This window comes from Acaryochloris sp. IP29b_bin.137 (assembly GCF_028285745.1).
In the GTDB taxonomy this organism is placed as follows: Bacteria; Cyanobacteriota; Cyanobacteriia; order Thermosynechococcales; family Thermosynechococcaceae; genus Acaryochloris.
The window spans coordinates 1-26906 of the sequence record NZ_JANQOP010000177.1 but is presented as its reverse complement, the minus strand read 5'-3'; the positions used below and the strand labels follow the sequence as shown (position 1 = coordinate 26906).

The following is a 26906-nucleotide window of genomic DNA, read 5'->3' as shown; positions in this document are numbered from 1 at the left end:
TAAAGGCAATATTGTTAATCCATGTTGCAGGGAGGGCAATCAATGCAATCAAGCCATAAAGAGCACAGATAAATTTATCTCGATAGTTCATGACTATTTATTCAGTGAGTTTTATGCTTTTGGTCATTGTAAGTCTTCGGCCACGATTGAGGGCTGCAATGAGCTGTCAAGTAAAAGCATTAACAGATCCATCCTTAAGAGTCACGACAACAGAACCTTGAAAATCCCGGCAGCTAGGCCTAAAACGACCGAAGCTGTCAGGATTGATTGTCTATGATTTAGCAATTACCACAATCCTGATAAGTTGAGTACTGTCCTTAAGCTATACTCTGTCTGTCTTTAATGGATCGTCCTTCACTTCCCCAACAACCCTGACAACACCCCCGTCATCTCTCCCTGGAGATCCTTTCGGTTATCGTCGTATCGCATCACTATTTCCGGCTTGGTATGGCGAGAGAGCTGCTGCACTACCCGGACATTTTCACCCGTGGCCTCCAACGCCGCCATAATCGAGGAATGTCTGACTCTGTGCGGAGACATTACTTTACGGCCCAATTGAAGGGTTGCTAACACCATACTACTAGGATCGAGGATATTTACCTACCAAAGGCAGCTGAATCTTCAGGACCAGAGGCAGCAGCATAAGCTGTAAGCATTTATCACCAACTCAGCTTTACCAAACCTTCGTCAAATTCAATACAAACCCTGGCAATTCAGGTTCAGCACTAATCTGACTTGGACCCTGCAGACACTGAACGTCTTGCTGAGGTCGATACACAAACACCCACCGCTGATGCCGATCAATCAGCCACCCTAACCGATATCCCGACTCCGCCAAATATTCCACCATATTGTCTTGCAACGGCAGCAAACTATCCGAAGGAGATCACAACTCCACCACAAAATCAGGACAAATTGGCGCAAAACACTGCTGTTGCTCCAAAGTTAACCTTTGCCATCGCACCAGACTAATCCAAGCCGCATCCGGCGAGCACTCCGCCCCACTGAATAGCTTAAACCCCACACTAGAACTAAACACTAACCCACTGCCATCCCACTCCGCCCAACTCCACAACTCTCCCAAAATATTGACTTCTCGATTGCCCGTTTCGGGGCCAGGGAGAGACATAATGGAAATCACTCCAGTGCGATCTCGCCCAATTCTCAGGGATTGATTTATCTGACAAAACTCAAAAAACTGCTCATCCGCCATCTGTTTCGATGACGGATGTTGCAGCGTCACAGGTGAGAGGGGCATGGCAGATCGCAGCCTTGCATTCCTTTACGGTTATGTTGTTATCCTAATATTTCTCCCCTAACCCCAACCGGAAAATCCCCTTGAGTCCAAGTCTCTTTCAATCCTTTCAGCCCTTAGCCGCCTTCGCCACCACCCCCAGCGCCGTCCATACCCTCCAACCCCTCTGCCAACAAACCGGAGCCACCCTCTGGGTCCCCGCTTCCCTTGCCCACTTACCCCATACCCAAGCCTACCAAGGCTCCCTCAAAGACCATCTCCAAACCCTGTGGAACGACCATCAAGGCTTCATCTTCTGCCTCTCCATCGGAGCCGTCGTCCGGCTGATCGCTCCTCTCCTAACCGACAAAGCCCAAGATCCTGCCGTTGTTGTCCTCGATGAATCGGGCCAGTTCGTGATCAGCCTCTGCAATGGTCACCTCGGAAGAGCCGACCAACTGACCCAGCTCCTCGCCCAACAAATCGGAGCCACCCCTATCCTCACAGGGGCTAGCAATGCTGCTAACCTGCCCAGCATCGATACACTTGGTGTCCCCTTCGGCTGGCAACGAGGGGCTGGCGACTGGAACGCCATCGCTGGTGCCATTGCCCGAGGCGAAATCGTCACTGTTCACCAAGCCGCTGGCTCAGAACTATGGCAAGCCCATTTACCCCCATCTCATACCTATAAATTCGTTAGCGATACCGAATCTCCCCAAATTTGGATCAGTCCCAAAGTCTTATCCCTAGGCCAACCCACTGTCCAATGGCACCCTCGTGTTCTCTGGGTAGGCATGGGCTGTGAACGAGGCACCTCCAGACAGCTAATGGAACAGGTCCTCCACCAAGTCTGCGAACAACATCAACTGGCTTGGGCAGCCATTGCCGGGATTGCCACCCTAAATCTAAAAGCGGATGAAGCAGGGTTAGTGGACCTCTGCCAACAGGCTAACTGGCCTCTAAAATGCTATTCCCCTGAAGACTTAAAGGCCGTAGCAGTCCCCACTCCTTCCGATGTCGTCAAGGCCGAAGTGGGGACGCCCAGCGTCGCTGAAGCCGCTGCTCTCAAAGCCTCCCAGCAATCTACTCTCCTGGTTACCAAGCAAATCTTTAAAGATCTAGCTCACCCCGGAGCCGTCACTATTGCCATTGCTCAAGCTGAGCAGGAATATACCGGGCGCAGTGGGCAACTGTTGCTAGTGGGAACGGGGCCTGGTGCCCTGGAACAAATGACCCCTGCGGCCAAAACTGCCATTACCCAAGCAGATGTGGTGATTGGCTATACCCTCTATGTGGACTTGGTGCGATCGCTGTTTCGTCCCGGTCAGATCATCGAACCCTCCCCCATTACCCAAGAACGCCAACGCGCCCAACGAGCCATCGATTTGGCTCAGTGGGGCTTGACCGTAGCGGTGATTTCTTCGGGTGATGCTGGTATCTATGGCATGGCCGGTTTAGTGATGGAAGCGCTACAGCAGAACGGTTGGGATGGGCAGACCCCAGCCGTCCAAATTTTTCCTGGAATTTCTGCCTTGCAAGCCGCTGCCTCCCAAGTCGGTACGCCTTTAATGCATGACTTCTGCGCCATTAGCCTCAGTGATTTACTCACCCCCTGGACTGTGATTGAGAAGCGTCTAGAGGCTGCCGCTGCTGCTGATTTTGTGATGGCCTTGTATAATCCGCGATCGCAAAAACGCATCGAACATCTACTCAAAGCTCAGCAAATCTGCTTGCGACATCGAGATCCGCAAACGCCCGTAGCGGTCGTTCGGTCAGTTTACCGTCCTGACCAAACGACCCATCTAGGAACGCTAGCTGAGCTGGATACTCTACCCGTTGACATGCTTAGTACCGTGATCATCGGCAATGCAACCACTCGGTTTCACTATAATTGGATGGTTACTCCCAGGGGCTATTTTAAGACAACCCATTCATTGGAAAACGAGTAGGACTGACCGCATCATCTGATTTACGGTCTGCGCAACTGATCGCGATGATGAAGCAACCGCAAGAGAAAATGAATGGATAACAGATACAAAGACGCTACAGTAAGGAGCAATACAGGAAAAGGGACAGTCGACATAGTAGGAGGAAGATAGAAGGGTAGAAAAAAGCAGACTTGGTCATTTCGAAACACGCCAAACTAGCCCAGTACTTTAGTCAGCACCTGAGCATCCCACGAAAGTTTGGACGGCATCCTCCGCTTCCGTGACCTGGCAACCTAATTTAGGTTATCTCCTCAGCACACGAGAACTCAGTGAATTCTCATCAGAAAACAGTAAGCTAGCTAGCGAAATCGCCTAGCTTAACTTATTACTCCCAACACCAAAGGCATACAGAAAAATCGCTTAGAAACGTTACACATTCCCTAGGCGGCTTATTCACTAAACCGAACAAAAAGACTAAAATAGCCTTTTTTACCTGTGGCTTCAGTGAAGCTATCAGTTTTTCTAATTCCTTGAATTCTAAGTTAACACAGTCATCTGGGAATTGTCAGGCCCATTTCTGAGTAAAATTAACAATAGTTAATATTCCCTGAAAATGTTTACCAGGAACATTTTCAGGGAATAGAGGACCAATTATTTTTATTCTTGAAAATTAAAATATAGGAGCTAGGGTCTTCCAGCCCGAGAAAATCAAGTCTGAAAAAAACATAAGATTAATTAATGATTAAGAGGAGTGTTCTGGATCAGACACCCCGTAAAACACTCGGGGCCAACACAACCTCAGTCTTGCCTCTAAAGTTGAATTAAAAAGAGCATTCACTGGATTCCAATGAATGCTCTTTTTTAAGAAGATTACCCCTAATGATTAGGAGACTGGGGGGTTGAGAATTCTAGAACAAACCTAAAGTCAAGGATTTGTCGATTGGGAAAGTTGCACCAATCCCAAGCCACAACGTCACAACAACGCTAAACAGAAAGACGCTCGTTGCAATCGGACGTCGGAATGGATTCTGAAACTTATTGACATTCTCAATAAAGGGAATAAGCATCAATCCCAAAGGGATTGTGGTTTGTAGGAGCACACCTAACAGCTTACTGGGAACGGTCCGCAGAATTTGGAAAACGGGATATAGATACCATTCTGGCAGAATTTCCAAAGGGGTGGCGAAGGGATTAGAAGGTTCACCCACCATCGCCGGGTCTAAAATGGCTAAGCCAATCACCAAGGAGATGGTGCCCATAATGACGATGGGAAAAACATAGAGCAAATCATTGGGCCAAGCAGGCTCACCATAATAGTTATGGCCCATGCCCTTTTTAAGTTTTTCCTTTAATTGAGGATCGCTAAGATCAGGTTGTTTGAGTATTTTTCCCATGGTTGCGAGTGTTCTCCATTCTATTAGGGGGTCAGCAGATGAGGATTTTTAGAAAGACTGGTGCTTCTATATCCCTGAGACTCCGAAAACAGAAAACCCGATTCAGAGCCTACCAAGCGTTTACAAAGGACCAGAAATACCTTGCTTTCGAATCATCAAGAAGTGCAGCAGCATAAACACTGCAATTAACCAAGGTAAAACGAAGGTATGCAAGCTGTAAAAACGTGTGAGGGTGGATTGACCGACGCTAGTTCCACCTCGTAATAGCTCAACGATAGAAGAGCCAACAACAGGAATCGCTTCTGGCACACCTGACACAATTTTGACAGCCCAGTAACCCACTTGGTCCCAGGGTAAAGAGTAGCCAGTCACACCAAAGGTCACAGTGATAACCGCTAGGATAACGCCAGTAATCCAGGTTAATTCTCGGGGCTTTTTGAATCCACCCGTCAGATAGACCCGGAAGACATGGAGAATCATCATCAAGACCATCATGCTGGCCGACCAACGATGGATGGACCGAATCAACCAACCAAAGTTGACTTCAGTCATGATGTATTGGATGGAGTTAAACGCTTCAGTGACCGTAGGTCGGTAATAGAAGGTCATTGCAAATCCAGTTGCAAACTGGATGATGAAGCACGTTAGGGTGACTCCACCCAGACAGTAAAAAATGTTGACGTGAGGCGGCACGTACTTGGTGGTTACGTCATCGGCAATCGCCTGAATCTCAAGGCGTTCCTCAAACCAGTCGTACACTTTGCTCATAAAGCTAGGGGTTCCAAAAAAATGTATCGCTCTTCATAAAAAATGTAACACAGTGCCTATACACCTTTCAGAAAATCATAGAGGTATTTTTTGGGTGCACTGTAATTGGGATTATTATTCTGGGCCACGGTGCAAACATTCAACGTTTTATCAGGCTTTTACGGTATGCGAGGAACCAGACAAAGGGGAATATCGCTAAAATTTACAAATGATTAAACGCATTATTAGCTTTATTTGTATTTTTCAATTTGTCCTCGCTCTAGTTGTTGTGCCACCCGCAACAGCTCTGACTGAGGAGCAGTTGCTTTATAACGAAGCTTGGCGACTGGTAGACCAAGCGTATGTAGATGATTCTTTCAATCACCAGGATTGGCGTTCGGTTCGACAGCAAGCCTTAACCCGTCAAATGCTGGATCGAGAGTCTACTTACAGGGCGATCCGTGAAATGTTGGATAGCTTGGATGATCCCTTTACGCGACTCCTTCAACCGAAGCAATACCAGAGTTTAAAGACAAGTACTTCGGGTGAGTTAACCGGGGTCGGTTTACAGATTATTCAGAACGAAACATCGGGTTACTTGGAAGTCCTAGCTCCTATTGAGGGGTCTCCGGCTGCGATCGCAGGGGTACAAGCTGCAGATTTAATTCTCAATATCGATAATGCTTCCACCCTTGATTTAACCCTAGATGAAGCCGCTGAGCGAATGCGAGGTCCGATTGGATCATCGGTGCAATTGAAAGTACAGCGCCCCGATCAGGGCGTATTGGTATTCCCCATTAAACGCGATCGCATTGCCATTAACCCAGTATTTGCAGAATTACGGCCCCAGCCCAATGGTCAAGACGTGGGCTTTATCCGTCTCCGTCAATTCAATGCCAATGCCACCCAGGAGATGCAGGCAGCCATCACCAAGCTGGAAGCTGCGGGGGCAGATGGCTATATCTTAGATCTACGCAATAATCCTGGGGGACTCCTGCAAGCCGGGGTGGAAATTGCCCAGATGTGGCTAGAACCGAGCCCAATTGTTTACACCGTTGATCGACAGGGCATTCGCAACAGTTTCGACGCAAAAGTAGGGTCTCTCACGGATGCCCCGCTAGTGGTCTTAGTCAATCGCGGTAGTGCCAGTGCTAGTGAAATCTTAGCGGGAGCGTTGCAAGATAATGGCCGTGCCCAGTTAGTCGGCGAGCAAACCTTTGGTAAAGGGTCGATTCAGTCCCTATTTAATTTGTCGGATGGGTCGGGTTTGGCGATTACCATTGCCAAGTATGAAACTCCGAGTCATCGCAATATCAATAAAGTGGGAATTAAGCCCGATAAAGTTGTGACCTTATCCACGCTCCGCAGCGATCAAGTTGGAACCTCGGCGGATACCCAATATCAACAGGCGCTTAAGATTCTGGCAGAATCGGCGGTGATTGCTAGTGCCGCATCCACCTAGTCGGACCTACCATGACCCTCTGCATGGGAGTATTACCTTAACCAACCAGGATCCAGTGGAGTCGCTTCTCATTCAACTGGTCGATACGCCTGAATTCCAGCGACTCCGACGCATTCGGCAATTGGGGACCGCCAGCCTCACGTTTCATGGAGCAGAAGGGTCGCGGTTCACCCATTCCTTGGGGGTGATGCATGTCGCTCGACTGGCCTTCGATCAGTTAATGCAGACCTATCCGCAACTGCAACCCTATCGGGCGCTTGTCCTGTGCGGTGCGTTGCTCCACGATATTGGTCATGGCCCCTTCAGTCATACGGGGGAAGACATTTTTCACAGTCATCATGAGACCTGGACCCGCACCATCTTGCGAGAGTCGGACCAGATCCGACCGTTGCTCGATGCCTTTGATTCAGCTTTGGCGGGCCAACTCGAACAGGCCTATTTGAAGACATTTGAGTTGCCGATTGTCAGTCAACTCGTGTCGAGCCAGTTGGATTGCGATCGCATCGACTATTTATTACGCGATAGCTACTTTACCGGTGCTTCTTACGGCCAACTGGATTTAGACCGAATCCTAATGGCTTTGGATTATGACCCTGCGACTCAACAGTTGGTGGTCGCGCACAAGGGACAAGCCGCCATTGAGCATTATTTGGTTGTTCGCTACTTTATGTATGCTCAGATTTACAACCACCCCAAGAATTTAGCGTCTGCCTGGGGATTAATCCAAGCATTTCGGCGGGCCAAGGAGTTGTTGCTGGCCGATCAAATTGACGCCGATCCAACCGTTCGCGCCTGGTTGATCAACGGGGGGGCAAAGGTCTCCTTGCCCCACTATTTGGCAGCAGACGATATTGTGTTTACCTACCATTTACAACGATGGCAGTCCAGCGATGATCCAATTTTGAGGGACTTATGCCAACGCTATCTCAATCGGGATTTGCTCAAGGCGATGGATATTAGTGATTTGACGGAACAGCAACAACAAGATCTGTTGAGTCAGAGTTACAAGTTGCTTCAATCTAGAGGTAAGGAGCCTAGTTTTTATACCGGTTTACAGGTGGCTCTGACCCGAGGCTACACGCTGTATCAACGAGGTATTAATCTGCGCTCTGGGAAAAACCTGGTTGAAATTAGTGAGGTATCTCCGCTAGTGCAAGCCTTAATTCAACCTTTTCGGCGGACTTGGATTATTTATCCGGTTGCGATTGAAGCGGCATTAACGCAAACGCCAGCATTACAGCAATACCTTCAGCAATAGTGAGTTCTGAAAATGTCCCTGGGAAAAGAATCTAAAAAGGTTCCGTTAAATCCTTCTTGAGGGCGAAGGTATCTCCAGAAAAAATGGGTAACATGGTTAAATCATATCTCTGTCTCAAGCCCAGTTATGTGTGTTTGAGGAGCAAGTTAGGCGTTATCCTGCCCAAGTAGGTGAACTTGAGATATAGTTTTATTTCTGCTTGATAAATGATTGTGAAGTTGTTATTCCCATAAAAACACCATGGATGCTGACCAGGAAACAAAGACGACTGCTGATTTGGATTTAAATACTGAAACCTCTGGAAGTTTGTCGCGTCTTTCTTCGGACGAGTCCACTACGATTGACGTTAAAGAGATTGGCGAAAAGTTGAGGGATTTTGTTGACGTATTCCCTAAACAAGTCGGGGAAACGTTTGAAATTTATAAGAAACCGTTAACCACAGGGCTAATCGTTTTAGCGGCTTTGGTTTCTGTGGCGGTTGCGGATGGGGTCTTAGATGTCCTCAATGCCATCCCCTTGGTTGCACCTCTGCTGGAACTGATTGGTTTGGGCTACACTGCTTGGTTTGCTTGGCATTACTTACGGTATGCTGAAACGCGCCAACAGCTAGTCACTGACTATCGTCAATTGAAGGACCGGATTACGGGTGGAGACAAATAGCGCTCTCCTAATCCCGAACTAGTTTGGCAAGGCAACGGTTAGCCGTTGCCTTGCTGACTGTTTATGGGTGTTGACCTAAGAATTTAGGCGTTCGAGTTGCCAGAGGATTTGATTCCCTTCCCGTCTAACGCGAGAGATCAGCCAATTACGCCACACCCATTCATCGCCTCGACTCGTGACCGCATTGGCATGAACAGACATCAGATCCGCCAGTTCTGAGCTGCTGATGAGATATCCTTCCTTGGCAATATAATCTGCAATCTCCAGTGTGTCAATTAAGTCATGGAGATGGGATATGCGGGATGCTCCAATCGTTGCTTCGGACGGTTCTGGCATGCTGTGGTTTTGGGTCTCTGATTCAGCCATGGTGATTTGTTGGAGTTGCGGAGTTTGTTTTTGGGAGAACGCGCGGGCAATTTGATCACAGCGTTCGTTTCCTTCGTGGCCAGCATGGGCACGGATATAGCGCCAGTCTATGGAAGTATCATTGAGTTGATCGAGCTGTTGCCATAAATCTTGATTGAGAACAGGTTTGCCCTTGGCTGTTTTCCACCCTTTTCGTTTCCAGCCTACCAACCACTTGGTAATGCCGTTTTTAACGTACTCGCTGTCAGTATAGAGGGGAATGGACTGGGGTAAAGGTTTATTTTGCAACAATTCTAAGATTGCGATCGCAGCTTGTAACTCCATGCGATTATTGGTGGTCTGGGGAACGAAACCACCAATTTCATGGCAAGATCCATCTGTGAAATAAATGACGCTCCCCCATCCGCCGGGACCGGGATTGCCCGAGCAAGCACCATCCGTATAAATCGTTTTAATATCGGCAAAAGTAGGCATGGCCAATCCTGATTCCAGCACGCGTCGCTCTTATCCTACGCTGATTTTTTGCGACCTCCATCCTTTTTGTGTCCTAGAGAGGTAAAACGGATATGACCCCCTTGATTGTGGCTACTCAAAACCCTGGCAAGTTAAAAGAAATGCAACAGCATTTAGCCGATCTGCCTTGGCAACTACAGTTGATGCCCCCGGAGTTAGACATCGAAGAAACTGGTTCAACCTTCAGTGAAAATGCCATTCTCAAGGCCACACAGGTCGCTCAGCATTTGGGACAGTGGGCGATTGCTGATGATTCAGGATTAGAAGTGATGGCCCTAGACGGTGCTCCCGGTCTTTACTCCGCTCGGTACGGCACAACCGATACCGAGCGGATTCAGCGCCTTCTCTCGGAACTGCAGGGAATCACCAATCGCAGGGCTCAATTTGTGTGCGTGATTGCCCTCGCTCGACCGGATGGTCGTGTTGCCTGTCAGGCCCAAGGCATTTGTGTGGGTGAAATTCTTCTAGCGCCTCAAGGACAGGGCGGGTTTGGATACGACCCTATTTTCTATGTACCTTCCCAGCACAAAACCTTTGCAGAACTATCGGCAGAATCCAAACGCCAAATTAGTCATCGGGGGGAAGCCTTTAAGCTGCTTCGCCCTCAACTGTTAGCACTGCAAACAGAATTAGGGTGAAATCACCAAATGCCATTCCGTATCTGCATTTTTTAAGGTGGGCTGGGGGGTATCGCCCACGATATAGGGGCCCCAATATTTTTGGGACCCGTCTAAGGCAAAAGCCATCAGCACATCGCCTCGATAGAGCTGAAATGGACCAGAAGGCAAAGAGACCTGGAGACCCTTAATACTGCCTTCTTGGGGAGCAAAATCCCAATGGACAGGCTCTTTGAAGTGGGGATCCTGGGGGGGACTGGGATGATTGGGATTGAGGTGGCTGCGAAGGACCACTCGGATCGGATATTGGGTTTGATTACTGATGCGGAGAACATCAGTTCGTGGATCAACCGATGGAGGAGGCGTTTTTTTGGCAATCGCATCCGTTGGTATTGGTTTGACTTCCAACACCGGTGGTGCTTTCTCAGCAGTGACTGACGGTTCAATCCAAATGCTGAAGTAAAGTTGTGTTAAAAAAAGTGCTGCTGATCCCCCAACTACTGCAGCCAGAACCATCGGTACAATCCCCGGTTTTGAAGCCATCCTTTTTGGCCTCCTTGTCTTGATGCATTATCCTATCGCATTTCCCGCATTACTATTATCTATCTTGAGAGTGGTCACTGACGGGCCAAACCTTTAAAGGCCGACGAAGTGAGACCATACTAGAGCCAATCCCATAGCGACTAATGCACCAATCAGAGTATTAATCCCATTGACGACTTCGTTGGTCAGCCAATTGAATTGGGACTGCACCGTTGCCCCAATTACGCTTTCCAAATTCGTGGCCACGAACGCTGCAATGATGCACCAGATAACGCCCATGAGCGATATTAAACCTACAGCCCAGGCTAAACCAGCAATCACGACGGAGGCGACTAGTCCAGCGATGGTCCCTTCTAAACTGACCGCACCTTCGGTGCCACGAGGTACGGGCCGGAGAGTGGTAATCAAAAAGGTGCGATTACCGTAGGCTTTGCCAATTTCACTCGCCGTTGTATCGGACAACTTCGTGCTGAATCCGCTGACATACCCTAGGTAAAGGAGTGGACGATAAGGGATAGGAACCACTAAGGTTGCTAAGGCACAGAGCGTTGAGCTAGCGGCTGACCCCCAAACATTTTCGGGTCCTCTTGCCCCAGAGCGCTTCTCGGCAATACCGGCCGCTTCTTTTTCGGCCATGCCGACTTTTGTTACGGCTGACCCAGCTAAAAAGTAAAATAGAACGACGAGGTATCCAGGCCAACCCAGTACGCCCCAAACCACTACCCCTAAAATCCAAGCATGCACCAAACCTGCAGGGGTTAGCAGCTTAGACACCAGCCGCCAGCCGATTAGGCCTAAGGCTATATTTAACACCGCAGCCACTAACCAGGGGTTTAGCGACCCAATTTGGTTTAAAACAGTCATTCTTGGGGATTACTTAAGCGATGCAATCACAACAGCCCACCACTGACTTCATCCTATTCCACCTGGCTTTTCCTGTCACGAATATCTCTGAAACGAAAACCTTTTACCATGAGGGGTTGGGATGTGAGCTAGGGAGAGAAAGTCCCCAGTCCCTGATTATGAGTCTCTACGGTCATCAGTTAGTGGCCCATGTCACCCGTGAGCCCCTGACCCCGCAAAAAGGAATTTATCCCCGACATTTTGGTTTGGTGTTCTCTCAGTTTGGGGTTTGGCAAGCGATGGTGGAACGAGCAGAACACTATCGATTGACCTTTTATCAGGACCCGCGAATTCGCTTCGCCAACTCCCCCTTAGAGCACCACACATTTTTCCTGAAAGATCCGTTCCATAACTTGTTGGAGTTTAAACACTATCGTCAGCCAGAAGCCATTTTCGGTTGCCAAGATCTCACCCAAATTGGCGACCTTCCTTAAGGGATGAGACTCTGATTCTGTAAGCGTTTCCCCCAATACATTCGCCATCGACTCCAAGCCAGCACGAGCAGTCCACCCATCAACATGGCCACAACGCCGACAAAACCAGCTTCAGGACCAAAATCTCCACCAGTCACCCAGGTCGGCCCCGATACGGTTTGATCAATCCAGCGAAACGTATTTAACCCACTGAGGGGAAAGCCAAACACTATCCCTTCAAAAAAGTTCCAACCCGCATGGATGCCAAGGGGCAACCACAGTTGCTGAGTAACCCACCCCGCATAGACGAGCCAAAGACCCGCTAAGAAAATAAAGATCATTGCCCGATAACTGATATGAGGATATCTCAAATGAGGAATGGCAAAAGCTATCGACGTTAAGACCATCGCCAGGGGTAAATTGAGACCGGCCTTAATATTATGGAGCCAATAGCCTCGATAGGTTAGTTCTTCTCGCCAAGAAGGGCAGAGGCCAAACACGAGTAACGCTGCCAACGATTCTGAAATCATGGTTCCCAGGGAGTCTTGTTGCCAGCGGTATCCAATGATGGTGAGCCATCCAACTTGGTATTCAAACATAAAAATGCCAGCCATCAGCAGACCTGCTAACAGAAAGCCCACTAGTAAATCCCACGGCATCCAAGCATTGATTTCTAGGCCCAGTGAGTCAAAGGAACGCCGATCTAAATATCGTCGAGTCAGAAAAATAGAGATGGTGGTGGCCGCTAAGAAAATAAGCCGATCAAAGACAAAGGCTTGTTGGCTGGTGTTGGAGATATTTCGAAAAAAGATAAAGCTCAACAAAATATAGAGAACCAGCTCCAACGCACTCTGAGTTAAGATTCGCCAGCCTGCTCTGAGTCGCCGGGGACGCCGACTAAAAAAAATAGTTTGTAGTCCGGTGCTCACAAGCAGCCTCTGCACTCAACGGTAGTTAATGAGGAGAATATCGACGCTAGACTCATAAAATGGCAGAAATTACCCTGTAATAACCAGATTGTCGCGATGAACCACTGTTTCTGCCCCAGCATACCCTAGCGTCTGGGCAATATCTTCAGATTGTAAACCCCGAATCTGCTGCAGTTCATCACTACTATAGTTGACCAACCCGCGGGCAATTTCTTCTCCAGATGGATTGTAAAAGCTTACGGCCTCTTGGCTTTGAAACTGGCCTTCCACTGCGGTGATACCTGCCGCGAGAAGAGATTTGCCACATTGGGTGATGGCCTGAGTAGCCCCCTCATCCAAAATCAGCTTGCCTGTAGGGACAAGGGCATGGGCAATCCAATGTTTGCGGGCATTGTGGGGCCGAGGATGAGGCTGGAATTGAGTGCCGAGGGTTTCTCCCGCCAGGATGCGGAGAACATTCTCAGGGATTTTGCCTTGGGTAATCACGGTGCGAACCCCTGCATTGGTTGCGATCGCAGCCGCTGAAATTTTGGTTGCCATGCCCCCCGTCCCCCACTGAGATCCCTGGTTCTCAGCATTGACATTCAGAGCAGCCAATTCCTCTATTCGTTCTACGGTGGTAATGGGCTGAGCATCTGGCTGGGTCCGGGGATCAGCCGAATAGAGCCGATCCACATCCGTGAGAATAAATAGCCAATCTGCCTGAACTAATCCCGCTACAAGGGCCGATAGCGTATCGTTGTCGCCAAACCGGAGTAGCTCATCCACCGCCACCGTATCGTTTTCATTCACAATCGGTATCACGCCTAGTTTAAGCAGTTCTTGCAAGGTATTGGAGGCGTTGATATACCGACTGCGATCCGCTAAGTCCCCACGGGTCAGTAGGACCTGGGCAATGGGCTGTTGCAGGCTGGTGAAAAAATCATCGTAGATGCGCATCAATCGCCCTTGACCGACTGCTGCAACGGCTTGCTTGAGGGCAATGGCTTTAGGTCGTTCTGCTAAACCCAAGCGGGCACAGCCAATCCCGACGGCCCCAGAGGATACGAGAATAACTTGGTTGCCTGCTTGTCGCAGTTGGCTAAGGACTTCCACTAAGGACGCAATGGTGGCTAAGGCCAAATGCCCCGTGTCTGGGTTGGTTAAGCTGGAAGTACCTATTTTAAGAACTAAGGTTTGCGACATGCTGACTCGGATGCTGTCCAGGTGGGGAGTGCCTTGAACCTAGATATATACGTTGCCTCACCTATCTTAGAGTCAATTCTGGATATTTATACTCAGTCTTGCTTTAATATCGGCCAAGCCGAGCCTATGTCACCTGAGTAGGTTAGAGATTACTAGAGATCGGCCCTAAATACCGGTTGAGATGGGGGGAAAAGACCTCATAAATCAAAGTCAGAGGTTGTCCATCATGCCAAAACAAATAGTAGCGTCCCCAAAAAGGTCCGGGATGGTCAAAAGCTTTAGATAACGCCTCGGATTGACCGCAAAAAACTTGGCGAATATCTCGAAACAGTTCAGTCCGAGACTGAGCCAAGCTCGCCCAAATCGGTAAAGAGCGGTTCTGTAGATACTCATCCACATGGCTGGCTTCCCACCAAGACGTGGCATAGGCCAACCGCTGACCAGAAGGGGTTCGCAGCCACACCTGGCGGCGTAACCGTGGACCTGGGACAGCCTTAATTAAATCGGGGGCATTATCTTGCTCGGCCCCCACAAAAGACATATCGATTACATCGACTTCCGTGGGTTCACCCGTGAGCAACTGTAAATGGCGAGTGGGCGAACCGTCTCCCAAAATCAACATCTGCCAGGTAGGGGAAAGCTGATGGTAAGAGAGGCCAGGTTGAATACGGGCCTGATCAGCTTGCCATAAGACATCCAAGTGATGCCAGGCCGAGGTCGGGAGAGCTTGATTATTCGTATCAGCGTTTGCTAACAAAGGTCTTCACAAAACTTTTCAATACGTTTTTATCATAGACAGTATTTGTCCCTGCGTGCAAAAATCAGACCCGGTTGGGGTTGCTGGCTATACTGGTGGCTTTAGAGTCTCTACTCACGCCAACAGCCTTGACGTACATATTATTCGTCCACAGGATATGAGTTCTGCCGTCAGTTTGCTGCATGTAAACGATCTGAAGATTGCCTATGCCCAGCAGTGGGGAGCTGATACCCAGACTTGGGCAGTCAATCAAGTGTCCTTTGAGCTAGGGGCTGGGGAACGACTTGGGTTAGTAGGAGAATCTGGCTGTGGTAAGTCCACGATTGGGCGAGGCTTGATGCAGCTTCTACCCTCCGGTACCCGTTTAGAAGGCGAGATTAACTTTGCGGGCAGATCCGTTTTAACGCTGACTGGGAGAGACTTGCAGCGATTCCGAGGCGAGGAAATTGCCCTGGTGTTTCAAGACCCCATGACCCGCTTAAACCCGTTGCTGACGATAAAAAAGCATTGCCTGGAAACCCTGAAGGTCCATCGCCCTCAACTGTCAGCTGAAGAAGCTAAAACCAAAGTCCTAGATACCCTCAGCGCTGTCAATATTCCGGCTGAGCGCTGGACCCAGTACCCCCATGAATTTAGTGGTGGTATGCGACAGCGGGTAGCAATTGCTTTGGCCTTGCTTCTTGACCCCAAAATGCTGATTGCCGATGAACCTACCACCAGTTTGGATGTCACGGTGGCAGCTCAAATTTTGAAGGAGATGACCCGTCTTTGTGAAGAACGCCAGATGGGTCTGTTGCTGATTTCCCACGATTTGGCGTTGGTGAGTGAATATTGCGATCGCGTTGCCGTCATGTACCAGGGCAAAATGGTCGAGTTGGGGCCAGCCCAAGACATTCTCACTAATCCACAACATGCTTACACCCAGTCTTTGTTGCAAGCCGCGCTCCATCTGCAAACCAGCGCAGCAGAGGCCCCGCTTGAGGAAGACCCTCCCAAACAGGATGACGTGCTGCTCCAACTTCGAGGCGTGCAGCAACATTACACCCTAGAGACCAATTTTGTCGCTCGTCTCCTCTCTCAAAAGGCAGATGCAATTAAAGCGGTAGATGGGATTACCTTAAACATTCATGCTGGCGAAACCTTGGGCCTGGTAGGAGAATCTGGCTGTGGCAAAAGTACCTTATCTCGCAGTATTTTGCAGCTTGTCCGCCCCACAGCGGGGAGTGTCCAGTTTGACAAGCAGGAACTCACTGCACTAGCAGGACGAGAACTGCGGCAATGTCGTCGCCAAATTCAGATGATCTTTCAAGATCCGCGCGCCTGCCTCAACCCCCGCATGAAGATTGGTCAAAGTGTCGCTGAACCCCTGCTGATTCATGAGTTAGCAACGCCTGCTGAGGCTCAGTCGCAAATGCATACCATGCTGGAGCGCGTGGGCCTGACGCCCACCCCGGATTATGCTCAACGCTTTCCCAGCGATATTTCTGGGGGACAGCAGCAGCGGGTGGCGATCGCACGGGCGCTGATTACCCAGCCCAAGCTCGTGATCTGTGATGAACCCGTGAGTATGCTGGATGCCAGTATTCAAACCCAGGTCCTAGATTTGATGCAGTCCTTAAAGGAGGATTTCAACCTAACCTACCTATTTATTACCCATGATTTGTGGGTGGCGCGATTCTTTTGCGATCGCATCGCCGTTATGAATAAGGGGAAAATCGTCGAAATTGGCCCCACAGAAGCGATCTTCACCCATCCCCAACATCCCTATACTCAGACTCTGTTGGGAGCCGCCCCCTTGCTAGCCAGACTGCAGGAAGGGTAGATTTTACACAAAGCGCAGAACCTTACAAACACAGAGTCCTCTAAACAATGAAATATGGTGACGAAGACTTTCAAATTGAGTACGAGAAATTCCCTACGTTGATCCCCATTCTTCTCAACACCCAAGGGAAGAGCATTTTGGGGGCTTGGCGGGGGGCAAGCGCTCGCCGCCTTTTCTGCCTGGAGAATGACTGGCATCTGCGTATTCAACTGAGAGAAACTGAATATGACCACTGTGATCTCAGTGGCGATATTGTCATTCCAGTCTCCTTTCGGCAATCTTTAACGCTGCTTGATGGTGCGTCCGTGCCTTTACCATGGTTGGTGAGCTTTCTCAGTTTTGGTTTATTGAGACCCTTGGGCGTGATGCTAACCGCCTCCATTGTTCACGACTTTGCATTTCAATATGGCGGCCTGGTTTATGCCCACAAGAATGGAGAAAGGGAATTTAGACCCGTTCGCCGAGATCTAGCAGATAAGCTGTTCAGCAACATCATTCAATCGGTCAACGATATGCCAATTACCGCCCGATTAGCCTGGCTTGCCGTTCGACTGGGTTGGTTTTTTGTGAAATATAATGGCCGATCACGAGGAGGGAAACCTCCCATCCTTGCCACCTTCGTGCTGATCGCTATTCTGTTATGTCTAGCTGGCGTCATCTTTTCGTTCGGGCTTGAAATCTGCGTTACGTCGGTCGCATTGTTTTATTTGCTGATGTTTATTCTGCTTAAAGGCAGTGCCCCCCCGAGCAAGTAGGGGTAACCCCACAAAGACACGGTGCTGGGCAATATTTTATGTCAAAAAACAGCGGACATTCGCCGTGCCCCCCTTCGGTAAAAATCAAGGTTATAGTCAAAAAAGAAGCTCACCCCCAGCCTTTATGACCTCTGATATTGCTCCATCCTCCAAGACGATGGCATCATCTGTACCTGATTCAAGTCCCTCATGGCAAATTAAATTGCTCTATGATGGGGCTTGCCCCCTCTGCTTGAGAGAGGTCAATTTTTTGCGGAAACGGGATGCAGGCCAGGGCTTAGTTGCCTTTGTCGATATTGCAGACTTGAATTACGCGCCTGCAGACAATGGCAATATTGACTTCGAAACGGCGATGGGAAGCATTCATGCTTTACTACCCGATGGCACGGTGATGGAAGGGGTGCCCGTTTTCCGCAAAGTCTATGAAGTCTTAGGCATGGGTTGGGTCTATGCCATCACCAAGCTGCCCATTGTTGGCCCGATCGCAGACTTTATCTATGATATTTGGGCTGATTGGCGGTTGAAATTGACGGGGAGAGCAGATTTAGCAACGATCTTAGCTGAACGGCAGCAACAACTCGCCTGCTCTAGTGATCGATGCAAGGTTTCTGCAGAATAAAATCGTGCGCTAATCTTGCGAGGAAGCATTCGGCTCTGAGGACCTCGCGGAAAGCAGTTCCTGAGCATACTGATAGAGTTCGGGTTCAGTCTGTTGTTTGAGAAGACGATCCTTTAGATCCATCAGACCTGTGGATAGGGATTCTGCCTGATCGCGATAATGGGCATTGGCAGCCAAAAGATCCGTAAACACTAGTCGTTCAATATCGTGGCGGGAGGGAAGTTCTTCTTGATCACTGATATAGCTGTGGTACTCAACGCCAGTGACGTCGTATTTAATCAGCATGATCAGGGCTTTACTAAGAGTATGGAGGTGCGATCTCAACTCCTTCACATTCAAATCCGAGCGTTCAAACCCAATCGTGCCCTGGATTCTCAGCTCGACAATCGCCTCTTCCGTTTTGCCCTGTTTGTAAGCCGTTTCAATGGTAGCAATCGCTGCTGCTTCTAACTCCACTGCCGTTTGTTTCGGATCCGCCTTTAAGTTCAATCGCACAATCGGGCGCTGATAGTAATCGGTTTTAAGATCAGCCTTGATTCCTGTTTTGGAGAGATTGACCAGGAAAACTCCCCGAGGATTTTGATCCTGGTTTTCAATCACGCTATTGGCTTCGATGGAACCAGGGTTAAAAATCCAGTTTTCAGCCGTGTAGCTACGGTGAATATGGCCGAGGGCTAAATAATCCACGCCCGCCGTCAGCAAAGGAGCAAAGTCTTGATAGCGAAGTGCGCCGCTATAGCGAGAGACATGGCCTTCCAAACCATGATGGAACATCATCACCGTATGCTCTGGGCCAGGGGGGAGTTGCTCTACCTGAGGGGCTAAGGATTGAATCGCTTGAGGGGCAGCAGCGCCATACCAACGTGACCCAATCACCCGCACACCACAATCCAGGTCAATATAGCCCCCCTGTCTGGTTTCAGGATTCCAGGGTTCTAGTGCTTCGTCAGCATTGGGTTCTAACAGCATCAGACGCCCCCAATCAGCTAAATACCGCAACCAGCTTGTACGGGTGCCATACAGTCGATAGTCATGATTCCCTTCAATGGCTAAGACAGGAATGCCTGCTTCTTGCAGCCGATCCAAACAGAGCTGAGCTTGATTGAGAACCGCGGGCAGCACTTGGCGATGCTCAAATAAATCCCCAACAATCAGAACGAAATCAACTTGGGGTTCGATGGCATAGCGTTCTAGAGCATCACTGAAAGCTCGATAAAAATCTTTGGTGCGCTCGGGGGAATCATATTTGGTGTAGCCCAAATGCACATCAGCAACATGAAGAAAGCGAGGCATAGTGCTTTAATCCATAACAGCAAATTCGACAACGCTAGGCTAGAAGAATACTGCATTGACACCGCTCCTGCACTATTGATGGTAAGGAATGCAGTATGCACTGAGGAAAGCCTACTTGATGACTGGAGGATTAGCCAACTGAGGGCAAGTGAAACGATAGTTGGGATGTTGTGCAGCGGCAAATTTACCTTTACAGAGTGCTGATCGCTCAGGCTCAAGTAAAAGACGTATTCCCCAATGATAGAGGCCAAATGGCACAATATGGGCTTGATGGTTAATCAGTTCTGACTTCAATCTTTGATGAACTTTGGGCAGTTCACTCCAGTGAATAGCGGGATTAGAATGATGTTCAATGTGATACCCAATATTGAACATGGTCAGGTTAAAAAATTGGGAGACAAAGGTGACGGAATGGCGAAACGGCTTTTCAGAAGAGGGCTCTATACAGCCGATATGTTGGGCATACATTCCCGGACCCATAATGACAACGTTGGCAATATATTGGGGTAAAACCCATAATCCTAATGCCATTTTTAGATCAATAAAAAAGGGAATGGACCAAAGACAGACGAAAATCATCAACTCTTTAGTGGCGGCATCGGTGGTGTATTTCCCTTTGCCACCCTGTCGAAATTCTTGCCAAAGATGAACAATATAGCGATAGGGCCAGTGGGCGAAACAGAACCGATAAATATTTTCAAACCCACCGCTCGGTCGGTATCGAGGCGCAGTCCAGTCCTCTGATGCCATGACGTTGGGGTGATGAATCATTAAATGGTTATATTCCCAAAAAAAACCAGGCCACCCGCCCGAAAAAGTCCATAATCGAGTGATCCAACGATTCAACCAGGCAGCTCGAAAGAATTTTTGATGAGCATGATTGTGAAAGTTAACGCCGACATTGACCCCTGTAATCCATCCCAATAGCAGTGCAGATGCTGCTTCAAAGGCCAGTCGAGATCCTAAACTATCGATATGCGATAGTTCTGGGTGTAGGTAAAGCCAAAATGAACAGCCATATGTCGCTAAACATAAAATATGGAAAATAATGCAGTGGATATCTTCAAAATTGACTAGAATTATTTTCTTGGGTGTGCTTTGTTTTTGATCGATACTCATTGCCTTAACCTATCCACCCAAGGACGATGATAAACCAAGAAAACGCCAGAAATAGGCTTATCCATGGCCCCCAAAAAATGGTTCCTCCTATAATTAGGAGAGCAGTAATTGGAAATAAAGAACGTCCAAAAACTGCTCCTAAAAATCTTAAACAATTAAACTCTTTCTGCATAAATCCTTGCTTTTTCGTTGGACCCTGATAGGGTATATAGTATTACCAATATCAAGACTTTCAGAATTAGCTAATAAACCTAGATTGTCGCACTTGAAATTCCCTGCCTAAATCCACAAGCTCCTGGTTATATAAGCCTCAGTTCTAATTTTTAGAACTTTATCTAAACTAAATCACTAAGTAGATCTACTAATATTTTGGCTTATAGAAAAGCGATTGCTTAGGTAGCATAGGTGGCACGAGTTGAAGCCATAAAGAAATATACAATTAATTTTATAGTTGCATTTCTAACATCAGGGTGATACCACAACGTTCAATTCAGTAAACTCCCATATAAAAGATTTTTATGTCCAGGCAAAACAACCCCTAGGTTGGTTATCCATGAACTTTCAATGAGTGACCACCCGGCCCCAAATCGCCACATTTGGATAAAATTCAGTTTAATTGTCACTGGCTGCGTGGGCTGTATTGGGATTTGAATGGCGACAGATAACGATCTAGGGAGGTACACGATACAGAAGTAATGGGAACTCACAAGTTTAGAGATCACGATTGGCTAGTGATCCAGGTCTTAAGTCCCTTAAAATTAAGTCGCTACGATTAAAACAGATGCTTGTTTTTATTTGTGTGAATAAAACCTTGTCAAACCCAAATCTGAGTTGGGGTATCCTCAATCCAGAGCACTACGCCAACTGAGTACTCAATCCAAGCATCGGTTTATATGCCATCGGCATATTTTTAGGAAACTGCATGAACATTCCCCAAAAATTTTCTACCCTACTCTTGGGAACGGTTGCTGCAATCGTCTTGGCACCGCAAGTTGCCCTCGCCCTTAGCCCCGCCGAAATCAACAAAGTCGCCAAACAGATTACCGTGCGGGTGGACAGCCAAGCCCCTGGTTCGGGTGTGATCATTAAACGCAATGGCAGTCGCTACACCGTATTGACCGCTGCTCATGTTGTGGCCACTGTAGATGAATACACCATCATTACCAATGACGGGCAGGAATATCCTGTCAATATGCAGACGATTACCAAATTTCCCGGCGTCGATCTCGCCATGCTGGAGTTTACCAGTGACCGTTCCTATACTGTGGTCAAGATCGGTAACTCTCAAAAACTCTCAGAAGGAAGCGAGAGCTTCGTTGCAGGTTTTCCCAGCCGCACAACAGCCCTCACAGACATTATCTATAACTTCACCACGGGCACAATTACAGCCAATGCCACCCGGCCCTTAAGTGATGGGTATGCCTTGGTCTATACCAACAACACCCTACCTGGCATGAGCGGCGGTCCAGTTCTAGACAAGGACGGCAAGCTGCTGGGTATTCATGGTCGTGCTGACACCACCACTACGGTGCAGAATCAAAATATTAACCCTGATATTTTTATCAAAACGGGGTTTAATCTCGGCATTCCCATCCATACCTTCTTAAAGATGGCTCCGGCCAATACCGTCACTGCTCCAATCAAGCCGATAGCATCTATCCCTTCAGCACCATCTAGTGCTTCTGACTTCTACTTACAGGCCTTAGATCAATACCGTCTGGGGAATATGGCCGGGGCGCTGCGCAATACTACCCAGGCCATCAGCCAAAATTCCCAATTTGCCCCAGCCTATGCCCTGCGCGGCAGTATTCGTCTCGTCAAACAGGATCAGACGGGAGCCCTGCAGGATTTCAACCAGGCCATTCAGTTAGACAAAAATCTGCTGCAAGCCTATATCGGTCGGGCTTTAGTGCAATCGTCTTTGGGGGATAGCGGCGGTGCGATCGCAGATTACTCCCAAGCCATTCAGCTCCAGGGAGACCATGCCATTCTCTATTACAACCGGGGGATTGTTTACCTCAACCAAGGTCAACAAGGAGCGGCCCTCACCGACTTACGTACCGCTGCTGATCTGGCGCTCAAAGACAATAATCAAGCCGACTATCAGCGAGCCTTAGACGCGATTAATATTGCCTCTAAAAACTGTAGGCAGTCCATTCGGACGATTTGCGATCGCTAAATTTTTCTCCGCCTGAATTTTATCTAGCGAGATCAGGAAACTGAATCTTTCTCACTACCGTCAAAACGTTTAAGGATGTACTGGACGCTACTTTCATGAAAAACTCCGTTTTACCCATTGCGAAACTTTCTGTGGCTCTCACGGTTCTCACAGCTTTTTGCGTTCCGGGTTCCGTCTATGCCAACCCTCTCAGCTCTCCCGGCATTGGCGTCGAGCAGATCAAAGTCAAAGAAAGCCGACGGATTGCTGTCTTAGACTTCGATTATGCCAATGTCAGCAAAACTGGTATTAGTTATGGTCTATACAACAAAAATGGCGCATCCCGAGGCATCAGCAATCTGCTCACCAACGAACTCGTCAAAGATGGCACCTATGTCCTGGTCGAGCGCAGTAAAATCGACGCCATCTTAGCTGAACAGAATCTAGGTCAGTCTGGTCGCATTGAGCCTACCACCGCTGCTCAAATTGGTCGAGTCCTCGGCGTCGATGCTGTTCTGATTGGTTCGATCACCCAATTTCACATTGAAGAACAATCCAAAGGTGGTTCTGTTGGCGGTTTCTTTGGCCTGGGAGGAAAACAAAAGAAGCAAATCGCCACCGTTCAACTATCCACTCGCCTTGTGAGTACTGCCACAGGTGAAATTCTGACCGCAGCAGAAGCCACAGGCCAAGCAGATAAAAGTGGAGGTCGTGGTCGCATTCTAGGCATTGGCGTTGATTCCAGCTCTGATAGCAGTGAACGACTGTTAGGTGAAGCATCGGGCCAAGCCGTCGATAAGATTGTGGCTCAACTCGCAGCTGTAGCTCCTAAATTAGCTTCACAGCCAGCAACGCTTCCTGTTGAGGAAATGGTAGTTGCCGACGTCACTGGCAATCAAATCGTCCTCAATAAAGGAGGTGTTCATGGATTTCGACCCGGTATGGTTGTGTCCGTCGAGCGTGTCATTAAAGATATTAAAGACCCAACGACTGGAAAATTATTGCGTCGGCAGACCCAGTCCATTGGTCGCATTCAACTGACTGAAGTCGATAACCAGTCTTCTGTCGGTAAGATTCTAACCGGCACTGGATTTAAAGTCGGGGATGTGGCAAAAGCAGTCGAATAGCTCAACAGACAGCTTCTGCATTGCCACCCATCAAAGGGGCTAACCCTGCGTTTATTTAGCTTAATCACTCCCCTACCCTGCAAAAGGTTGGTCGCCGTTTGGGGCGCATTTTGTGGGGCACATTTTAATGGAGGTGATTGATCTGCTTGATAAATCCTAGGACGACATAGATGGTAAATAAGTATCCTGAAGCAATGGTCAGAATGAGCAGCGAAGGATTGAGGGTAATCATGGGCGACGCCGATGGGAATTTTGCCAGATTAGACCACAGAAAAATTGATTTAGCAAGTCCTAATTTCTATAGAAACACATATTTATATGTGGTTTTGATTCGCTTGCGTAACATGCGCGCTGAATTATTAGGTTTCACATTTCAATAGAACTGCCATCTGATCAGTTAATTCCCTGAGGGAACTGGCAACCCAGCCATTGGTTGCGGCTCAGACTGCAATCGTCTAGTCGATTAACCATAAAAATGCTCCCAATTGAGCGAATTGGGAGCATTGCTATTGGAGTAACTCGTGTTATGTTTTGCGTTAATTGAGTTGATGCTGCTCTTGCTCGAGCATTTGAATTAACCCTTGATCACCCTTGCGTTTGGCAACGGCAAGACGATGCTCTAAAGTTTGACGAATAAAAGTGTTATGCACCTTTTCCAACTCAGAAATATCCCGAATACCCAGGTGCCCTGAGGGTCTGGAATGATTTATTGCTGAACCCGCAGCAATAGATTGAGGGACAACATCAGGAATTTTGGGTGCTGGCGCAGAGACCTGCTCTGGGAGGATGGAAGAAGTGCTGCCCTCCTCACCATAGCCAACTCCACGGTATTTCATAACATGGGTAGGTTGATGGAGATTGGTGGCTGCGTAATGCCGACGGCGGCTGGGGGTTCCACGGTAGCTCCCGAGAATTTCAGTTTCTGTGACTTCTAATGAGGGGGAAACGGGGGTGTATTCGACGCCGCGATAGGAATATTTCATGGTTGGCCTCCGACCTAAACAATAGAGAAGATATGGGACGAGGCGCGTTCCTTCAGGTAAATGCCTTACTTCCGTCTTGCCAACTCATCTTTGATCAAGAATCAAACAGACAAGCGATGCAAGATGAACGATTAATTTCTGTATATAATGATACCCTTCTCAGATTAGGAATTGCTCAAGTCAACCTTGTCAAAAGTTTAAAATTTACCTAAATCTAGATTTAATGTAGTTTTGGACACAACTTTTATTTAATCCGTCCTCAACAAAATTTTATGAAAAATCAGTTTGAGCTGAATAATCGTGTGGCATCACTTCCTGTCACACCTGCATATGAATCATTTTGCATCTAAAAAACAGCCTGCAATGATACAGGCTGTTTAAGGAAACTTAAAGCTAACGAGCCAGGGGGCTTACATCATACCCATGCCGCCCATGCCGCCCATGCCGCCCATGCCGCCCATGCCGCCCATGCCGCCCATGTCAGGGGCAGCAGCACTGGCAGGCTCAGGCTTATCGACCACCAGGGCCTCAGTGGTTAGCACCATACCGGCAATTGAACCCGCATTTTGAAGGCCAGATCGGACAACCTTGGCCGGATCAATCACCCCTGCAGCGATCATATCTTCATAGGTATCTGTCATGGCGTTGTAGCCGTAGCTGAAGTCCGCATCTCGGACTTTCTCCACCACCACAGCGCCTTCCTGACCAGCATTATCTGCAATCTGGGTGAGGGGGGCTTCTAAGGCGATGCTGACTAGGTCAGCACCGACTTTTTCTTCATCTTTGAGATGAGCTTTGACACTCTCAATTGTTTTGGTGAGATGAATCAGGGTTGTGCCACCGCCAGGAACAATGCCCTCGGCTACCGCTGCTTTAGTGGCATTTAGCGCATCTTCAATCCGCAGTTTACGATCCTTGAGCTCGGTCTCCGTTGCTGCCCCCACTTTGATGACGGCAACTCCACCCGCTAGCTTGGCAATCCGCTCTTGTAGCTTTTCTTTGTCGTATTCAGAATCCGTCTCATCCAACTGGCGTCGCAATTGTTGAACGCGCTTATCAACATCACCGGCATTTGCTGCTTCCGACACAATGGTCGTGTTGTCTTTGCTGATGGTGACTTTGCGGGCCGTCCCCAACATATCTAACTCAACCTTATCGAGGGTTAAGCCTACATCTTCGGAAATGACCTGTCCCCCGGTAAGGACAGCGATATCCTGAAGCATGGCTTGGCGACGCTCACCAAACCCAGGCGCTTTGATGGCAACGACATTTAGTACACCCCGAAGCTTGTTCACTACCAGGGTGGCTAGGGCTTCGCCTTCTAGGTCTTCCGCAATGATGAGTAGCGGCTGTCCAGCGCGGGCAACCTGCTCCAGGATGCCAACCAAGTCTTGGAGAGAACTCACTTTTTTATTGACAATCAGTAACCGCGCATTCTCAATCTCAGCAACCATACGCTCAGCATCGGTCACAAAGTAAGGGGATATGTAACCTCGATCGATCTGCATCCCTTCGACAACTTCCATTTCGGTGGCTAGGGATTTAGATTCTTCTACGGTGATAACGCCATCTTTACCCACTTTATCCATGGCTTGGGCAATCATTTGGCCGACTTCGGTATCGTTGCCTGCTGAGATAGTGGCAACCTGTGCGATCGCATCTCCGGCAACAGGCTTCGACTTGGCTTCAATCTCTTTCACCAAGGCATCAATGGTCTTATCGATACCTTTCCGAAGGGCAACAGGGTTGGCTCCCGCAGCCACATTCTTCAGGCCCTCGCGAATCAACGCTTGAGCCAACACGGTGGCAGTGGTGGTCCCATCACCAGCCACATCATTGGTTTTGGAAGCCACTTCACGCATCAGCTGGGCACCGGCGTTTTCCAGCGGGTCTTCCAGCTCAACTTCCTTGGCAATCGTCACCCCATCATTAATAATCTGAGGTGCTCCGAATTTCTTTTCTAGAACCACATTGCGACCTTTAGGCCCCAGGGTGATGCGTACGGCATCTGCCAGAGAATTTACGCCGCGTTCAAGAGCGCGACGGGACTCTTCATCAAATACTACATGTTTGGCCATTACAAGCGTCCTCTCGTTTGCGCCTTCTCAGTGAATTACACAC

The 26906-nt window shown here is 48.6% G+C and carries 24 protein-coding genes, 1 pseudogene and 1 riboswitch; of the genes and pseudogenes, 11 read left to right on the top strand and 14 right to left on the bottom strand.

Annotation, left to right across the window (positions count from 1 at the left end):
- Positions 1-354 precede the first annotated feature (354 nt).
- Positions 355-540 (bottom strand): hypothetical protein, encoded by a 186-nt coding sequence (locus tag Q0991_RS13035; protein ID WP_299489139.1) that lies wholly within the window; start codon positions 538-540, stop codon positions 355-357.
- 133 nt (positions 541-673) lie between these two features.
- Positions 674-1258 (bottom strand): annotated as a pseudogene (locus Q0991_RS13030) (Uma2 family endonuclease).
- Between the two features lie 80 nt (positions 1259-1338).
- Here Q0991_RS13030 and cobJ point away from each other — a divergent pair.
- The gene (gene cobJ / locus Q0991_RS13025; RefSeq protein WP_299489137.1) at positions 1339-3183 is read left to right on the top strand and encodes a precorrin-3B C(17)-methyltransferase; all 1845 of its coding nucleotides are present in this window, start codon (positions 1339-1341) and stop codon (positions 3181-3183) included.
- A gap of 887 nt (positions 3184-4070) precedes the next feature.
- Here the strand turns inward: cobJ and petD are convergent.
- Positions 4071-4556, bottom strand: a complete 486-nt coding sequence (gene petD, locus Q0991_RS13020; protein WP_299489135.1) for a cytochrome b6-f complex subunit IV — start codon at positions 4554-4556, stop codon at positions 4071-4073.
- 120 nt (positions 4557-4676) lie between these two features.
- The gene (petB, locus tag Q0991_RS13015) at positions 4677-5324 is read right to left on the bottom strand and encodes a cytochrome b6 (RefSeq protein ID WP_299489133.1); all 648 of its coding nucleotides are present in this window, start codon (positions 5322-5324) and stop codon (positions 4677-4679) included.
- A gap of 208 nt (positions 5325-5532) precedes the next feature.
- Here petB and ctpA point away from each other — a divergent pair, with 208 nt between their 5' ends.
- The 3 genes from ctpA (at position 5533) to Q0991_RS13000 (ending at position 8683) form a co-directional block, all read left to right on the top strand.
- On the top strand, positions 5533-6765 hold the full coding sequence (gene ctpA / locus Q0991_RS13010; RefSeq protein ID WP_299489132.1) for a carboxyl-terminal processing protease CtpA: 1233 nt from the start codon (positions 5533-5535) through the stop codon (positions 6763-6765).
- Positions 6749-8023, top strand: coding sequence for an HD domain-containing protein (locus Q0991_RS13005; protein ID WP_299489130.1), 1275 nt, complete (start codon positions 6749-6751; stop codon positions 8021-8023). The genes ctpA and Q0991_RS13005 overlap by 17 nt, the downstream gene beginning before the upstream one ends.
- A gap of 240 nt (positions 8024-8263) precedes the next feature.
- Positions 8264-8683 (top strand): CAAD domain-containing protein, encoded by a 420-nt coding sequence (locus Q0991_RS13000; protein WP_299489129.1) that lies wholly within the window; start codon positions 8264-8266, stop codon positions 8681-8683.
- Positions 8684-8758: 75 nt separating this feature from the next.
- Here the strand turns inward: Q0991_RS13000 and rnhA are convergent, their stop codons facing one another.
- On the bottom strand, positions 8759-9523 hold the full coding sequence (rnhA, locus tag Q0991_RS12995; protein WP_299489127.1) for a ribonuclease HI: 765 nt from the start codon (positions 9521-9523) through the stop codon (positions 8759-8761).
- Positions 9524-9615: 92 nt separating this feature from the next.
- On the opposite strand from rnhA, the gene rdgB reads away from it, so the two are divergent.
- Positions 9616-10200: an RdgB/HAM1 family non-canonical purine NTP pyrophosphatase gene (rdgB, locus tag Q0991_RS12990; protein WP_299489125.1), complete on the top strand. Its 585-nt coding sequence runs from the start codon at positions 9616-9618 to the stop codon at positions 10198-10200.
- Here the strand turns inward: rdgB and Q0991_RS12985 are convergent.
- Complete coding sequence (locus tag Q0991_RS12985; protein WP_299489124.1) at positions 10192-10722, bottom strand: hypothetical protein; 531 nt, start codon at positions 10720-10722, stop codon at positions 10192-10194. The genes rdgB and Q0991_RS12985 overlap by 9 nt on opposite strands.
- 93 nt (positions 10723-10815) lie before the next feature.
- Positions 10816-11586 (bottom strand): TIGR00297 family protein, encoded by a 771-nt coding sequence (locus Q0991_RS12980; RefSeq protein WP_299489123.1) that lies wholly within the window; start codon positions 11584-11586, stop codon positions 10816-10818.
- 20 nt (positions 11587-11606) lie between these two features.
- On the opposite strand from Q0991_RS12980, the gene Q0991_RS12975 reads away from it, so the two are divergent.
- Complete coding sequence (locus Q0991_RS12975) at positions 11607-12059, top strand: VOC family protein (protein WP_299489122.1); 453 nt, start codon at positions 11607-11609, stop codon at positions 12057-12059.
- Here the strand turns inward: Q0991_RS12975 and Q0991_RS12970 are convergent.
- The 3 genes from Q0991_RS12970 to Q0991_RS12960 all read right to left on the bottom strand — a co-directional run bounded on the left by Q0991_RS12970 (position 12056) and on the right by Q0991_RS12960 (position 14909).
- Positions 12056-12967: a type II CAAX endopeptidase family protein gene (locus tag Q0991_RS12970; RefSeq protein WP_299489121.1), complete on the bottom strand. Its 912-nt coding sequence runs from the start codon at positions 12965-12967 to the stop codon at positions 12056-12058. The two genes, Q0991_RS12975 and Q0991_RS12970, sit on opposite strands and share 4 nt — an antisense overlap.
- A gap of 69 nt (positions 12968-13036) precedes the next feature.
- Positions 13037-14152, bottom strand: coding sequence for a glutamate 5-kinase (proB, locus tag Q0991_RS12965; RefSeq protein ID WP_299489120.1), 1116 nt, complete (start codon positions 14150-14152; stop codon positions 13037-13039).
- A 142-nt stretch (positions 14153-14294) separates the two neighbouring features.
- The gene (locus tag Q0991_RS12960) at positions 14295-14909 is read right to left on the bottom strand and encodes a chorismate lyase (protein WP_299489119.1); all 615 of its coding nucleotides are present in this window, start codon (positions 14907-14909) and stop codon (positions 14295-14297) included.
- Positions 14910-15066: 157 nt separating this feature from the next.
- Here Q0991_RS12960 and Q0991_RS12955 point away from each other — a divergent pair, with 157 nt between their 5' ends.
- The 3 genes from Q0991_RS12955 to Q0991_RS12945 all read left to right on the top strand — a co-directional run bounded on the left by Q0991_RS12955 (position 15067) and on the right by Q0991_RS12945 (position 18105).
- Positions 15067-16731, top strand: a complete 1665-nt coding sequence (locus Q0991_RS12955; RefSeq protein WP_299489141.1) for an ABC transporter ATP-binding protein — start codon at positions 15067-15069, stop codon at positions 16729-16731.
- Positions 16732-16778: 47 nt separating this feature from the next.
- The gene (locus Q0991_RS12950) at positions 16779-17486 is read left to right on the top strand and encodes a DUF1353 domain-containing protein (protein ID WP_299489118.1); all 708 of its coding nucleotides are present in this window, start codon (positions 16779-16781) and stop codon (positions 17484-17486) included.
- 124 nt (positions 17487-17610) lie between these two features.
- Positions 17611-18105, top strand: coding sequence for a thiol-disulfide oxidoreductase DCC family protein (locus tag Q0991_RS12945; RefSeq protein WP_299489117.1), 495 nt, complete (start codon positions 17611-17613; stop codon positions 18103-18105).
- Between the two features lie 9 nt (positions 18106-18114).
- Here Q0991_RS12945 and Q0991_RS12940 read toward each other — a convergent pair whose 3' ends face one another.
- Together Q0991_RS12940 and Q0991_RS12935 are read right to left on the bottom strand one after the other, a co-directional pair.
- Positions 18115-19398: a DNA repair exonuclease gene (locus tag Q0991_RS12940; RefSeq protein ID WP_299489115.1), complete on the bottom strand. Its 1284-nt coding sequence runs from the start codon at positions 19396-19398 to the stop codon at positions 18115-18117.
- A gap of 111 nt (positions 19399-19509) precedes the next feature.
- The gene (locus Q0991_RS12935; protein WP_299489113.1) at positions 19510-20517 is read right to left on the bottom strand and encodes a fatty acid desaturase; all 1008 of its coding nucleotides are present in this window, start codon (positions 20515-20517) and stop codon (positions 19510-19512) included.
- Between the two features lie 922 nt (positions 20518-21439).
- Here Q0991_RS12935 and Q0991_RS12930 point away from each other — a divergent pair.
- A complete protein-coding gene (locus tag Q0991_RS12930; protein WP_299489111.1) occupies positions 21440-22696 on the top strand; it encodes a trypsin-like peptidase domain-containing protein in 1257 nt (418 codons plus the stop codon).
- A 95-nt stretch (positions 22697-22791) separates the two neighbouring features.
- Positions 22792-23802, top strand: coding sequence for a CsgG/HfaB family protein (locus Q0991_RS12925; RefSeq protein ID WP_299489110.1), 1011 nt, complete (start codon positions 22792-22794; stop codon positions 23800-23802).
- A 536-nt stretch (positions 23803-24338) separates the two neighbouring features.
- Here the strand turns inward: Q0991_RS12925 and Q0991_RS12920 are convergent.
- Entirely contained in the window at positions 24339-24785 is a 447-nt protein-coding gene (locus Q0991_RS12920) for a DUF4278 domain-containing protein (RefSeq protein WP_299489108.1), read from the bottom strand.
- A gap of 41 nt (positions 24786-24826) precedes the next feature.
- A riboswitch (Glutamine riboswitch) is annotated at positions 24827-24917 on the bottom strand.
- Positions 24918-25195: 278 nt separating this feature from the next.
- Complete coding sequence (gene groL / locus Q0991_RS12915) at positions 25196-26863, bottom strand: chaperonin GroEL (RefSeq protein ID WP_299489107.1); 1668 nt, start codon at positions 26861-26863, stop codon at positions 25196-25198.
- Between the last annotated feature and the right edge of the window lie 43 nt (positions 26864-26906).

Excerpts from the sequence above, each read along its gene's own strand:
- Q0991_RS12985 (WP_299489124.1), bottom strand. The coding sequence starts at position 10,722 with ATGGCTTCAAAACCGGGGATTGTACCGATGGTTCTGGCTGCAGTAGTT.
- proB (WP_299489120.1), bottom strand. The coding sequence starts at position 14,152 with ATGTCGCAAACCTTAGTTCTTAAAATAGGTACTTCCAGCTTAACCAAC.
- groL (WP_299489107.1), bottom strand. The coding sequence starts at position 26,863 with ATGGCCAAACATGTAGTATTTGATGAAGAGTCCCGTCGCGCTCTTGAA.
- Q0991_RS13035 (WP_299489139.1), bottom strand. The coding sequence starts at position 540 with ATGTCTCCGCACAGAGTCAGACATTCCTCGATTATGGCGGCGTTGGAG.
- Q0991_RS12920 (WP_299489108.1), bottom strand. The coding sequence starts at position 24,785 with ATGAAATATTCCTATCGCGGCGTCGAATACACCCCCGTTTCCCCCTCA.
- Q0991_RS12935 (WP_299489113.1), bottom strand. The coding sequence starts at position 20,517 with ATGAGTATCGATCAAAAACAAAGCACACCCAAGAAAATAATTCTAGTC.
- Q0991_RS12945 (WP_299489117.1), top strand. The coding sequence starts at position 17,611 with ATGACCTCTGATATTGCTCCATCCTCCAAGACGATGGCATCATCTGTA.
- rnhA (WP_299489127.1), bottom strand. The coding sequence starts at position 9,523 with ATGCCTACTTTTGCCGATATTAAAACGATTTATACGGATGGTGCTTGC.
- Q0991_RS12940 (WP_299489115.1), bottom strand. The coding sequence starts at position 19,398 with ATGCCTCGCTTTCTTCATGTTGCTGATGTGCATTTGGGCTACACCAAA.
- rdgB (WP_299489125.1), top strand. The coding sequence starts at position 9,616 with ATGACCCCCTTGATTGTGGCTACTCAAAACCCTGGCAAGTTAAAAGAA.
- ctpA (WP_299489132.1), top strand. The coding sequence starts at position 5,533 with ATGATTAAACGCATTATTAGCTTTATTTGTATTTTTCAATTTGTCCTC.
- Q0991_RS12980 (WP_299489123.1), bottom strand. The coding sequence starts at position 11,586 with ATGACTGTTTTAAACCAAATTGGGTCGCTAAACCCCTGGTTAGTGGCT.
- Q0991_RS12955 (WP_299489141.1), top strand. The coding sequence starts at position 15,067 with ATGAGTTCTGCCGTCAGTTTGCTGCATGTAAACGATCTGAAGATTGCC.
- Q0991_RS12925 (WP_299489110.1), top strand. The coding sequence starts at position 22,792 with ATGAAAAACTCCGTTTTACCCATTGCGAAACTTTCTGTGGCTCTCACG.
- Q0991_RS12930 (WP_299489111.1), top strand. The coding sequence starts at position 21,440 with ATGAACATTCCCCAAAAATTTTCTACCCTACTCTTGGGAACGGTTGCT.
- Q0991_RS12950 (WP_299489118.1), top strand. The coding sequence starts at position 16,779 with ATGAAATATGGTGACGAAGACTTTCAAATTGAGTACGAGAAATTCCCT.
- Q0991_RS13000 (WP_299489129.1), top strand. The coding sequence starts at position 8,264 with ATGGATGCTGACCAGGAAACAAAGACGACTGCTGATTTGGATTTAAAT.
- Q0991_RS12975 (WP_299489122.1), top strand. The coding sequence starts at position 11,607 with ATGCAATCACAACAGCCCACCACTGACTTCATCCTATTCCACCTGGCT.
- petB (WP_299489133.1), bottom strand. The coding sequence starts at position 5,324 with ATGAGCAAAGTGTACGACTGGTTTGAGGAACGCCTTGAGATTCAGGCG.
- petD (WP_299489135.1), bottom strand. The coding sequence starts at position 4,556 with ATGGGAAAAATACTCAAACAACCTGATCTTAGCGATCCTCAATTAAAG.